Origin of the sequence: Kitasatospora sp. MY 5-36 (assembly GCF_001182915.1) — a bacterium.
Classification (GTDB): Bacteria; Actinomycetota; Actinomycetes; order Streptomycetales; family Streptomycetaceae; genus Kitasatospora.
In genome coordinates this window covers 1-11004 of the sequence record NZ_LFVW01000394.1, presented here as the reverse complement: position 1 = coordinate 11004, position 11004 = coordinate 1, and the positions used below count along the sequence as shown (strand labels likewise).

13 protein-coding genes are annotated in these 11004 nt (G+C 74.4%); 6 read left to right on the top strand and 7 right to left on the bottom strand.

Annotation, left to right across the window (positions count from 1 at the left end):
- Both AE652_RS23905 and AE652_RS23900 read left to right on the top strand, forming a co-directional pair.
- Positions 1–465: Lrp/AsnC family transcriptional regulator (locus AE652_RS23905; RefSeq protein WP_049654840.1), on the top strand; the 465-nt coding region annotated here is incomplete at its 5' end.
- 196 nt (positions 466–661) lie between these two features.
- On the top strand, positions 662–1096 hold the full coding sequence (locus AE652_RS23900; RefSeq protein WP_234348511.1) for a hypothetical protein: 435 nt from the start codon (positions 662–664) through the stop codon (positions 1094–1096).
- Here AE652_RS23900 and AE652_RS23895 read toward each other — a convergent pair.
- From AE652_RS23895 to AE652_RS23885, 3 genes are all read right to left on the bottom strand, one after another.
- On the bottom strand, positions 1093–1941 hold the full coding sequence (locus AE652_RS23895) for a helix-turn-helix domain-containing protein (RefSeq protein WP_049654838.1): 849 nt from the start codon (positions 1939–1941) through the stop codon (positions 1093–1095). The two genes, AE652_RS23900 and AE652_RS23895, sit on opposite strands and share 4 nt — an antisense overlap.
- A gap of 120 nt (positions 1942–2061) precedes the next feature.
- A complete protein-coding gene (locus AE652_RS23890; protein ID WP_049654835.1) occupies positions 2062–2544 on the bottom strand; it encodes a membrane protein in 483 nt (160 codons plus the stop codon).
- A gap of 159 nt (positions 2545–2703) precedes the next feature.
- A complete protein-coding gene (locus tag AE652_RS23885; RefSeq protein WP_049654833.1) occupies positions 2704–3411 on the bottom strand; it encodes a 4'-phosphopantetheinyl transferase superfamily protein in 708 nt (235 codons plus the stop codon).
- Between the two features lie 319 nt (positions 3412–3730).
- On the opposite strand from AE652_RS23885, the gene AE652_RS23880 reads away from it, so the two are divergent.
- A complete protein-coding gene (locus AE652_RS23880; protein ID WP_159028540.1) occupies positions 3731–5194 on the top strand; it encodes a choice-of-anchor A family protein in 1464 nt (487 codons plus the stop codon).
- Between the two features lie 130 nt (positions 5195–5324).
- On the opposite strand, the gene AE652_RS23875 is transcribed toward AE652_RS23880, so the two are convergent.
- Positions 5325–5954 carry a TetR/AcrR family transcriptional regulator gene (locus AE652_RS23875; RefSeq protein WP_049654826.1) on the bottom strand — a complete coding sequence of 210 codons (630 nt, stop codon included), beginning with the start codon at positions 5952–5954 and terminating at the stop codon, positions 5325–5327.
- A 76-nt stretch (positions 5955–6030) separates the two neighbouring features.
- Here AE652_RS23875 and AE652_RS23870 point away from each other — a divergent pair, with 76 nt between their 5' ends.
- Positions 6031–6975, top strand: a complete 945-nt coding sequence (locus AE652_RS23870; RefSeq protein ID WP_049654821.1) for a hypothetical protein — start codon at positions 6031–6033, stop codon at positions 6973–6975.
- Between the two features lie 13 nt (positions 6976–6988).
- Here the strand turns inward: AE652_RS23870 and AE652_RS23865 are convergent, their stop codons facing one another.
- From AE652_RS23865 to AE652_RS23855, 3 genes are all read right to left on the bottom strand, one after another.
- The gene (locus tag AE652_RS23865; RefSeq protein ID WP_159028539.1) at positions 6989–7486 is read right to left on the bottom strand and encodes a F0F1 ATP synthase subunit B; all 498 of its coding nucleotides are present in this window, start codon (positions 7484–7486) and stop codon (positions 6989–6991) included.
- Between the two features lie 141 nt (positions 7487–7627).
- A complete protein-coding gene (kynU, locus tag AE652_RS23860) occupies positions 7628–8854 on the bottom strand; it encodes a kynureninase (RefSeq protein ID WP_049654815.1) in 1227 nt (408 codons plus the stop codon).
- A 61-nt stretch (positions 8855–8915) separates the two neighbouring features.
- Positions 8916–9746 carry a tryptophan 2,3-dioxygenase gene (locus AE652_RS23855; RefSeq protein ID WP_049654813.1) on the bottom strand — a complete coding sequence of 277 codons (831 nt, stop codon included), beginning with the start codon at positions 9744–9746 and terminating at the stop codon, positions 8916–8918.
- Positions 9747–9934: 188 nt separating this feature from the next.
- Between AE652_RS23855 and AE652_RS23850 the strand changes: the two genes are divergently transcribed.
- On the top strand, positions 9935–10396 hold the full coding sequence (locus tag AE652_RS23850) for an Lrp/AsnC family transcriptional regulator (RefSeq protein ID WP_234348510.1): 462 nt from the start codon (positions 9935–9937) through the stop codon (positions 10394–10396).
- A gap of 79 nt (positions 10397–10475) precedes the next feature.
- The coding region (locus AE652_RS23845) for an NADPH-dependent FMN reductase (RefSeq protein ID WP_049654811.1) at positions 10476–11004 on the top strand (529 nt) is incomplete at its 3' end.

The window sequence follows — 11004 nt, the reverse complement described above, 5'->3', positions numbered from 1 at the left end:
CCCCCGCCGCTGGACGATCTCGACCGCGCGCTGCTGGAGCGGCTCGGCGAGGACGCCCGGCAGTCCCACGCCGTACTGGCCGCGGCGGTGGGCGCGCCCGAGTCCACGGTGCGCCGCCGGCTCCACCGGCTGGACGGGGCCGGGCTGCTGCGCACCCATGCCACCGTGGACCCGCGGCTGCTCGGCCTGGCCGTGGACGCCAACCTCTGGCTGGACGTGCCGCCCGGCCGGATCGCCGAGGTCGGCACGGTGCTGGCCCGCCACCCGCGGGTGCACGGGGTGTTCGCCACCAGCGGCCCGGCCAACCTGCTGGCCACGGTGTTCTGCCCGGACCACGGCGAGCTGTACCGCTTCCTCACCGACACCCTCGGACCGCTCGGCGTCACCCGGGCGGAGACCACCATCACCGCCCGCGCGGTGAAGCGGGCGGGCGTCCTGCTCCGGCAGCCACCCCGGCGGCCGTAGCCCGACTGCTCGTGGCCCGGCGGCCGTAGCCCGCGTTGCCCGTGGCCCGGCGGCCGTAGCCCGACGACCGTGCCCGTGCGGGCGCCCGCCCTTACCTGCGGGGTAATCGACGCCCGCCGCCGGGCCGGGCAGGGTGGGGACACCCGGTGCGGCCGCCACGGTCCCGGGGCCCACCCCCGACAGGAGGCGATCCGCCATGTCCGCCCACGCGAACACCCTCAGCCCCGCCCGGCCCGGTTCCGTCTTCTCGCCGTGGACGGTGCGCGGCGCCCTGACCCTGGACGCCCTGGTGACCGGCGGCAACGGCCTGGCCTACCTGGCCTTCTCCGGTCCGCTCGGCGAGCTGCTCGGCGCGGGCCGCACCACCCTGGTCGAGGTCGGGCTGCTCCTCCTCGGGTACGCCCTCGCGGTCGGCGCGCTGGCCGCCCGGCGGCAGCCGCCGGGGCCGGGGGTGCGGGCGGTGATCGGCGTCAACCTGGCCTGGGTGGTGCTCAGCCTGGTCGCGATGGAGGCGTGGCTTGAGCCGACCACCGCCGGGTTCGTCTGGATCCCGGTGCAGGCCGCGGCGGTGGCCCTGTTCGCCGTCCTCCAGTTCACCGCCCTGCGGCGCCGGGCCCGGCAGCAGGGTTAGCGCTCGGGGCCGACCACGGACTGCAGGAACCGCACCGTCTCCGCGTCGGCCGGCAGGAAGGTCTCCATGGCCAGCTCGGAGACGGTGACGTCCAGCGGCGTGTTGAAGGTCGCGATGGTGGAGAGGAAGGAGAGCACCCGCTCCTCGTACCGGATCCGCAGCGGCAGCGCGAACGGGGACCCGTACGCGGCCGGCCCGTCCGCCCGGTCGTCGGCCGGCTCGTCCGCCGGGTCGCCGGCCGGTTCGGGGTAGCCGCGGACCTCCTCGTACAGCCGGCGCAGCGGCTCGGCGCGGACCAGCTCCAGCTGCCGCTCCATCCGCTCCAGCAGGTGCCGCCGCCACTGCCGCAGGTTGACGATGCGCGGCGCGAGCCCGTCCGGGTGCAGGGTGATCCGGATCGCGTTGAACGGCGGCTCCAGCAGGTGCGGGGCGACGCCGGCCAGGAGCAGTCCGAGCGAGCGGTTGGCCGCCAGCACCCGGAAGGACCCGTCGACCACGACCGCCGGGTACGGGTCGTGGGCGGCCAGCAGCCGCTCCAGCCCGCCGCGCAGCGCGGCCATCGACGGGTCGTCCAGCGGTGTCTCGGGGTAGTGCGGGGCGTAACCGGCCGCCAGCAGCAGGGCGTTGCGCTCGCGCACCGGGACGTCCAGCTCCTCGGCCAGCCGCAGCACCAGCTCCCGGCTGGGGCGGGAGCGGCCGTTCTCGACGAAGCTGAGGTGGCGGGCCGAGGAGTCCGCTCGCAGTGCCAGTTGCAGCTGGCTGAGCTGCCGTCGTACCCGCCAGCCGCGCAGCAGCGGACCGACGCCGGTTCCCGTCGGGCTGCCCATGCCCGCCATGATCGTCATGGCCCAGGACGGTACTCGAACCACCCCGGTCGGCGGGAGGGGGCGCGGGGGACTAGGTGACAAGGAGCCCGGGGCCCGGGGGATCAGGGCTGGGGGATCAGAGCCCGGGGGATCAGGGGCTCAGACGCCGGTGCTCGACCCCGGGCGGATGACCATGAGCACCACGACCACGGCCCACAGCAGGTTGAACACCCCGGCGGTCATCGGCAGCAGCTTCAGGCCGCCGACGGCCTTGGCGTGCCGCTCGTCCGACGGGTCGAGTTCGAGCGCGTCCACGGCGGCCTGCTGGCCGGGCAGCACGAAGAGCAGGAGGGAGAGCGCGGCGATCGCGGTCAGCACCATCGAGACGATCACCCATGACTGCCCGAGCACGTCCATCACCTGGGCCAGGCCGATGCCCAGCACCGGCACCGCGACCCCGAGCAGCGCGTAGACCTGGGTGATCCGGTGCAGCACCCGCAGCACGCCGGCGTCGGAGGCCCGGTCCGGTCCGCCCGCCAGCGCGGCCTTCGCCCGGCGCGGGAACATGCTGACGGCCACCGCGACCGGGCCTATGAACAGGACCGACACGAGGACGTGCAGGCTCAGCAGGAACTTGGCCATGGCGGGGCACCCTCTTGAATTCCGGTGGGCAGCTGGTCGGCTGGGGGCGGGGCGCACGCGATCGGCGGGCCCACGACCAGGCACGCTAACACCGCTTATTCACCGGCCCACCGCGCGGGTGGGCGCCGGAGCCCGCCGCCGGCGTCCAGCCCCGTTCGCTCAGCCGGCCGCCGTGAGCTCCACGATCCGGGGCGGGGCGGTGCTGACGGCCGCGACGGCGGCGGCGTGCTCCGGGTCGGTCCAGTCGAGCAGGTGCAGGTCCTCGTACCGGCTGCGCAGCGGGGCGCCCGGCGGGACGGTCAGCGGCAGGGCGGAGAGGTCGACCCGGCCGAGGGTGTCCAGGGTGGCCCGCCCGATCTTGATCAGCGACTCCTTGCGCACCCAGAGCCGCAGGAACGCCCGCTCCGGCTCCGGGTCGGCCTCGACCAGGGCGAGCTCGGCCGGGGCGAGCACCCGGCGGGCGACCGAGCGCAGCGAGCCGCCCCGGGTGGACAGCTCGACGTCGACCCCGACCGGCTGGAACCCGGCGCCGGCCGCGACCACGCCCCGGGTGTGCGACAGGCTCACGTGCACCCCGGGGTGGTCCGGCAGGTAGGGCTTGCCGTGGTCGGCGAGCCCGCAGTCCGGGCACTGCTGGGCGAGGACGAGGCCGGCCACCGGTACGCCGAGCAGCCGGGCGGCGCAGAGCCGGACCAGGACGTGGCCGGCGGTGAAGTCGGTCCGCCCGGACTCGTGCCGGAAGCGCGCGGCGCGCTCCCGCTCCATGGCGGTCAGCAGGTGCTCGCCCGCCTCGGGGTGCCGCAGTACGGCGTCGGCGGACGCGACGGCGACGAGCGGCGCGCTCTGTTCCTGGGCCTCGGTGGTCATGCCTCCAACTTAGGGCCTGTCTTCGAACTCGCGTCTGCGGGGCGACGCCGGGGCACGCACCTCGAAGACACGCCCGAGGGCCTTGCCGTCCGTCGGCGCCCGCCCGAGGAAGCGCTGCTCCGTACGGATGAATTTCGGATCCGATCTGAGGGTCTGTAAAGTGCGGATGGTCCGTTTTGGGGTTGGATGTCCCGGATCTGTGAGATCGCCAGCAGATGGCACGGAACATGGCAGGTCGTCCCGGCCTGTCCTTTTCTCATGCACGGAGGAATTGTCGATGGGTCAGGCCACCGGTTCGCCGGATCACAGAACGACCGCCGTGAGAACACCGGCCACACGAAGGCGCCGGGCCGTCCGGGTGGCGGTGGCGACCGCCCTCACCGCGCTGCCGCTGGCCGCGGTGCTGACGGTCGGTTCCGCCGCCCCGCTGGCCCCGCCGCTGGGCGCCTGCTCGGGGCCCGACTGCCCCGCCACCTGGCCGCCGCCCAACAACGGCGACTTCCCCGGCCGCGACGCCACCATCAACGTCTTCACCGGCGGCGACTACACGGTGACCGGCCGCGCCGCGGAGGCCGAGGGCAAGATCGTCACGCTGGGGAACCTGACCGTCGACAAGAACGGCGGCGGCATCTACAACATGGGCGTCGTCGGCGTCGGCTCGCGCGTGGTACCGCCGAACGGCAGCGACTTCGTGACCACCGGCGGCAACGTCGACGTGCTGACCGGCAACGCGATCCTGATCGGCGGCAGCGACTCGCACGGCCCGGCCTTCGGCAACCTGCGCCACGCGGGCTCCGTCACCGGCACCGTGAACATCGACCCCACCGGCGAGTCGATCCAGGACCCGAACGCGGCCGCGCCCTACCAGTCGGTGCTGACCCAGATCGAGGAGGTCTCCGACTGCGTCGGCCGGGCCACCGCGACCGGCACCGTCGACATCTCCCCGAGCCAGGCGACCTTCACCGGTGACGGGACCAGCATGAAGCAGGTCTTCAACGTCACCCAGAACCTCGCCTCGCCGTCCGGCGGGCAGATCGGCCTGGTCTTCAACAACATCCCGGCCGGCGCCACCGTCGTGGTGAACATGCTCGGGGACAGTCCGATCATCAACACCTACACCGGTACCGGCCTGGCCGGGGACCAGACCACCGACATGCGCTCGAAGCTGATGTACAACTTCCCGACCGCGACCTCGGCGCAGATCCTCGGCAGCGCCCAGTTCCAGGGCTCGGTCATGGCCGGCAACCCGGGCGGCACCACGACCATCGCCCAGCCGGGCATGAACGGCCGGGTGTACCTGGCGGGCAACCTGGTCCACACCGGTACCGGCGGCTACGAGATCCACAGCTACCCGTTCGACGGCGACCTGCCGGACTGCGCCGTGACGCCCAGCCCGTCGCCGACCTCGCCGACGCCGTCCCCCTCGCCGACCTCGCCGAGTCCGACGTCGCCGTCTCCCACGTCGCCGTCGCCGACGTCCCCGTCCCCGACTTCCCCGTCCCCGACGTCGCCGAGCCCGACGTCGCCGAGCCCGACGTCCCCCGCGCCGACCTCTCCGGCGCCGACCTCGCCGTCGGCCAGCGCGACGACGTCGAGCGCCGGTCCGGGCCCGACCAGCCACCACCCGACCAAGGCGCCGACCAGCCAGCACCCCGGTGGCGGTGAGCTGCCCTCCACCGGTGCGGGCAACGCCCCGGTGGTCTTCGGCCTGGCGGGCGTCGGCCTGCTCGGCCTCGGCGGTCTGGCCGTACTGGCCGCCCGTCGCCGCGGCCGCCACAGCTGACGGACCGTACGGCTGACGAACTGACGAACTGACCAGCCGGACAGCGGCGCAGGCCGCCCGAGTCGAACCCGACCGGGCGGCCTGCGCCGTTCCCGTCCCCGGCGCCGCGGGCTTCCTCCGGTCCGGCCGCCTACCGCTCGGCCGGGTAGTGGGCGAGGCCCGAGGCGAGCAGGCCGAAGGCGTGCCGCACCGCCGCCTCGACCCGGGTCCGTACCGCCTCGGCCGGCTCCCCGGCCACCATGGCCCGCCGGATCTCGCCGAGCACCGCCCGGTGGGCCCCCGCGACGGCTCCGGCCACGACCCGGGGGAGCGGGTCCTCCGGTGCGGCGCCCGATTCCTCGGCCAGGGCGGCCGCCAGCGCCGCTTCGGCCCGTTCGCCGAGCTCCAGCAGTCGGGCCCGCAGGGCGGCGCTGTCCTCGACGATCCGCCAGAACGCCGCGATCCCCGGGTTCAGCCCGACCGTCGGCTCGCCGCTCGCGAAGGCCGCCAGCAGGTCGGCCCGGACGGCGTCCACGGCCGAGTTGCCCGGGGGGCGGTGCCGGACCACCTCGGCCAGGTGGGCGACCACCTCCTCCTGGCGGTCGAAGAACAGGTCCTCCTTGGTCGGGAAGTAGTTGAAGACCGTGTTCGGCGAGACCCCGGCGGCCCGGGCCACCTCGACCACCGTGACCCGGTCGAAGCCGCGCTCGGCGAACAGGCCCATAGCGGTGTCGGAGAGCAGCTCCCGGGTCTGCTGCTTCTTGAGTTCGCGAAGTCCCATGGCCGGATCCTATCCGCCAATCATGGTGTCACTGAAAACTTGTGGTGACACCAAAAATATCCGCTACGGTGGCGGCATGACCTTCACCTTCGGCATCTATCCCGGCGGGCTGGCGGGCGACGACACCGGCGTGATCACCCCCGCCCGCCCCGACGACCCGGCCCGGATCACCGCCGCCCTGCGCGAACTCCAGGGCGGTGCAGGGGAGTTCCTGGTCCGCGCCTACCGCTCGTACCCGGGCGGCGAGCACACCCCCGAGCGGCCCGAGCGGTACGCCGTCGAGGGCCGCCGGCTCGACCTGGTGGTCCAGTACCGGGAGCGGAGCGGGGAGTTGGCGGGCTGGCTGGACTTCGTCCGGCGGACGGTCCGGACCGAGGGGCACCGCCTCGCCCTGCTCCAGATCTGCGAGGAGCCCAACCTGGACCTCCCGCCCGTGGACGGCAGCATCCCGAACGTCCGCCGGGCGCTGGTCGAGGGCGTGGTCGCGGCCAAGGAGGAGGCGCTGGCCCACGGATTCGACCGGCTGGCCGTCGGCTTCAACGCGGTGCCCTCCTTCGACCCCGCGGACACCTTCTGGACCGAGCTCGGGACGCTCGCCGACGAGCGCTTCCACCGCGCCCTGGACTACGTCGGCCTGGACTTCTTCCCGGACGTCTTCCGTCCCGTCCCGCCGTCCCAACTCGCCGACGCGGTACGGGCGGTGCTCACCGGCTTCCGCCGGGACGCGCTGCCCCGGGCCGGGATCGGGCCGGACGTCCCGCTGCGGATCTGCGAGAACGGCTGGCCCACCGGCCCCGGGCGGAGCGAGGCGCGGCAGGCCGAGGTGGTGGCGGAGGTGGTCCGGACGGTCGCCGGGCTCGCCGCCGAACTCCACGTCACCGGTTACGCGTTCTTCGCGCTGCGCGACGCGGACAGCGCGGGTGCCGGGCTGTTCCCGCGCTTCGGCCTGCTGCGCGACGACTACACGCCCAAGCCGGCCTTCGCGGTCTACCGCGGGCTGGTCCAGGAGCTGACGAACTGACGCTCCGGCAAGGCTAGTTCGCCTCGAAGAAGCGCTCCACCGTGCGACGTCGCGCGGCGACGGCGTGCACCGGTTCGCCGATCACCCGGCCGGCCAGGGCGACGGCCAGCTCGCCGACGTCCTGCCGCAGCACGCGGGCCGCCTCGGCCCGGTCGGCGGCGATCCGGGCGCGGCCGGTGGTGAGCAGTTCGTCCCGGGCGCGGATGCCCTCCGCGCGGGCCGCGACCATCGCCGCCGCGCCGCGCTCGGCGTACTCCTCCCGGATCCGGGCCGCCTCGTGCCGTGCCTCGGCCAGCTCCAGCAGTCGGGCCTCCCGGGTGGCCTCGGCCTCGGCGAGCAGGGCCTCGGCGCGTTCGGCGCGGCCCTCGGTGGCCTCCCAGCGTTCGGACTGCACCCGTTCGATCCGCGGGAGCAGACGGCGGCCGAGCGCCCATATCAGCAGGAAGAGCAGTGCCAGGCCCAGTAGCAGCGGGGCCGGTTCGGGCTTGAGCGGGCCGAGTTCGAGGTTCACGCACGCCTCCCCAGGGTGTGACGTTCCGTCAGCCTTGAGCATCCCCAAGGACGACGGAGGTCGAACTCGGCCCGGGCATGAGCTGCGTCACGGCGGCCCCCGGGTCGTGCCGCCGCTTCGGGGGCCGGCCCTCCCGGTCGGCTACGTCACCTCGCCCCGGCGGGAGAAGCGCTCCGCCCGCCACTCGCCGCTCTCCAGCACCTCGGCCAACTGCCGGGCCGCGTCCCAGACCTCGGTGTACGACAGGTAGAGCGGCGTGAAGCCGAAGCGCATCAGGTCCGGCGCGCGGAAGTCGCCGATCACCCCGCGCTCGATCAGCGCCTGCACCACCGGGTAGCCGTCGGCGTGCCGCAGCGCGACCTGGCTGCCGCGCCGGGCGTGCTCGCGCGGGGTCGCCACCTCGACGCCGTCCAGGCCCTCGGTCAGCGAGACGAACAGGTCGGTCAGTGCCAGGCTCTTCGCCCGCACCTCCGCCAGGTCGACCCGCTCCCAGATGTCCAGCGAGGCGCCGAGGGCGGCCTGGCCGAGCAGCGAGGGCGAGCTGGTCAGGAACCGGCCGATGCCCGGCTTCGGCTCGTACCCGGGCTCGAAGGCGAACGGCCGGGCGTGGCCGAACCAGCCGCTGAGCGGTTGGAGCGGGCCGGCCGCCAGGTGCCGCTCGGCGACGTACAGGAAGGCCGGCGAGCCGGGGCCGCCGTTCAGGTACTTGTAGGTGCAGCCGATCGCGAAGTCGGCGCCGGCGGCGTCGAGTCCGACCGGCAGCGCGCCCACGGAGTGGCACACGTCCCAGATCATCAGGGCGCCCGCGGCGTGCACCCGGGCGGTGATCCCGGGCATGTCCAGCAGCTCGCCGGTGCGGTAGTCGACGTGCGAGAGGACGACCGCGGCGACGTCCCCGTCCAGGTGCCGGTCCAGCTCCTCGGGGCGGATCAGCGCGCTGCGCGCGCCCTCGACCAGGCCGGTCACGCCCTCGGCGATGTACAGGTCGGTCGGGAAGGCCTCGGCGTCGCCGAGCACCGTGCGCCGGCCCGGGCGCAGCCGCAGTGCGGCCGACAGCACCTTGAACAGGTTGACCGAGGTGGTGTCGCAGACGACCACCTCCGCCGGAGCGGCGCCGACCAGCGGCGCGATCCGCCGCCCCAGCCGGTACGGCTGCTCGAACCAGCCGGCGTCGTTCCAGCTGCGGATCAGCTCCCGGCCCCACTCCTCCTCGACCACCCGGCGCACCCGCTCGGGCGTGCGCACCGGCAGCGCGCCCAGCGAGTTGCCGTCCAGGTAGACCACCCCGTCCGGCAGGGCGAACTCCTTGCGGAACGCCGCCAGCGGGTCGGCGGCGTCCAGCGCCGCGCAGTCCTCGCGCGTGGTCATTGCCCGTCCCTCCCTCGTCATCCTCTGCCCGTCCCGTCCCGTTCCGTACCCGTTGTGCCCGTCACAGCCCGTCCCGGATCGTCCACAGCTCCGGGAAGACGTCCTGCTCGGCCGACTTGCGCAGCCAGGTCAGCCCGCTGGAGCCGCCCGAGCCGGGCTTGCCGCCCATGGTCCGCTTGACCGCCGAGAGGTGGCGCTGGCGCCACCGGGTGACCCGCTCGGCCACGTCCAGCAGGGCCTCGCCGAGCGGCCGGAGCGCGGCGAGCTCCGGCTCGGTGTACACCCGCCGCCAGGCCGCCTCGACCTCCGCCGACGGCTGGTAGCGCTGCTCGGAGGGGGCCGGGTTCGGGGCCAGGCCGCGGCGGGCCAGCAGCGCCAGCGCCTCGTCGTACAGGCCGGGGGAGCGCAGCGCCTCGGCCAGCTCGGCCCGGGTGTCGGGCATCCCGTCGTACATCGCCAGCAGCGCGGCGTTCTTGTTGCCGAGCAGGAACTCCAGCCGCAGGAAGGCGGCGGACTGGAAGCCGGAGGCCTCGCCGAACAGCGAGCGGAAGGAGTTGAACTCGTGCGGGGTCATGGTGGCCAGCAGGTCCCAGGACTCCACCAGCACGTCCTGGACGTGGGTGCCCCGGCGCAGCGCGGCCAGGGTGGCGGCCAGGTCGTCCTCGCGCAGCGCCTGCCGGGCGAGCGTCCACTCGTGCCGCAGCAGGTCGAACAGCAGCTCCATCACCTGGGTGGTGACGATGAACGACAGCTCGGCCGGCTCCTTGCTGCGCGGGTGCTGCAGGCCGTGCAGCTCCTCCAGGCGTACGTACTCGGCGTACGGGGTGCCCCGGCCGGGCGCTCCGCCCCGGCCGAACGACAGGTTGGGCGTTTCCACCGTGTCGTGCCCCATCCCGATCCCTCCAGATCCTCCGGGCCGCGTCGCCCGGTCCGGTGGACCAGCCGGACTGCCGGGTTCCACCGGGTGCCCATTGTGCGGCGGCGGTGCCCCCCGCTTGAATGGTCGACGGGCATCACAACCGCCTTCGGAGCTGTCGTTCGCGAGGCGTTCAGCCGATTCGCTTTACGAATGGAAATCCCTTGATCCCGACCACCCGGGAGGCCGCCTTGGACGCCGTCGACCGCCGTCTGCTCGCCGAGCTCCAGGCCGACGCCCGGCTCTCGTACAACGAACTCTCCCGCCGGGTGAGCCTGTCCGCACCCGCGGTGGCCGAACGGGTCCGCCGGCTGGAGTCCGAGGGCGTGATCAGCGGCTACCACGCCCACGTGGACCTCACCCGGGCCGGGCTGCCGATCACCGCGCTGGTCCAGATCCAGTGCTACGGCCCGCGCTGCGTGCTGCGCGACCCGGAGGTGCCGACCTGGCCGGAGGTGGTCCAGCTGCACCGGGTCACCGGCGGGGCGTGCTGCGTGCTGCTGGTCGCGGTGTCGACGATGGCCGAGTTCGAGGCGGTGTGCGACCGGCTCGGCGGCTACGGCCAGCCGTCCAGCTCGATGATCCTCTCCAGCCCGGTGCCCTGGCGGCCGGTGGTGCCGCACTGAGCGCCGCCGGGTCGCGGTCGGGTCGCGGCACCGCGGCCGACTGGCCCTGACGCGGACGTCAAGGGGTAGGTTGCCCGGCATGCCGAACGAGCGCCACATCCTGCTGCTGCCCGGGAGCCTGCGGGCCGGTTCCACCAACGAGACGGTGCTGCGCACCGCGGCCGCGGTGGCGGCCGCCACCCCGGGCCTGCGGGCCGCCTACTACGAGGGCCTGGCCGGGCTGCCGCACTTCAACCCGGACCACGACACCGACCCGCTGCCGGAGCCGGTGGCCGGGCTGCGGGCCGCGATCGGGGCGGCCGACGCGCTGCTGGTCTGCACCCCCGAGTACGCCGGGACGCTGCCGGGCGCGTTCAAGAACCTGCTGGACTGGACGGTCGGCGGGGTCGAGATCTCGGACAAGCCCACCGGCTGGATCAACGCCGCCGGCCCGGGCCGCGGCCTGGGGGCCGAGGCCACCCTGCGCACCGTCCTCGGCTACACCGGTGCGGCGGTGCTGGACGAGGCCTGCGTCCGGCTGCCGCTGGAGCGCGGCGCGGTCGGCCCGGACGGGCTGGTCGCCGACCCGCTGGTGCGCGAGCGGATCGGCGGGGTGCTGGCCCGGCTCG

Bases quoted from the DNA above. Each gene is read 5' to 3' on its own strand.
- AE652_RS23900 (WP_234348511.1), top strand. From the start codon at position 662: ATGTCCGCCCACGCGAACACCCTCAGCCCCGCCCGGCCCGGTTCCGTC.
- AE652_RS23895 (WP_049654838.1), bottom strand. From the start codon at position 1,941: ATGACGATCATGGCGGGCATGGGCAGCCCGACGGGAACCGGCGTCGGT.
- AE652_RS23890 (WP_049654835.1), bottom strand. From the start codon at position 2,544: ATGGCCAAGTTCCTGCTGAGCCTGCACGTCCTCGTGTCGGTCCTGTTC.
- AE652_RS23885 (WP_049654833.1), bottom strand. From the start codon at position 3,411: ATGACCACCGAGGCCCAGGAACAGAGCGCGCCGCTCGTCGCCGTCGCG.
- AE652_RS23875 (WP_049654826.1), bottom strand. From the start codon at position 5,954: ATGGGACTTCGCGAACTCAAGAAGCAGCAGACCCGGGAGCTGCTCTCC.
- AE652_RS23870 (WP_049654821.1), top strand. From the start codon at position 6,031: ATGACCTTCACCTTCGGCATCTATCCCGGCGGGCTGGCGGGCGACGAC.
- kynU (WP_049654815.1), bottom strand. From the start codon at position 8,854: ATGACCACGCGCGAGGACTGCGCGGCGCTGGACGCCGCCGACCCGCTG.
- AE652_RS23855 (WP_049654813.1), bottom strand. From the start codon at position 9,746: ATGGGGCACGACACGGTGGAAACGCCCAACCTGTCGTTCGGCCGGGGC.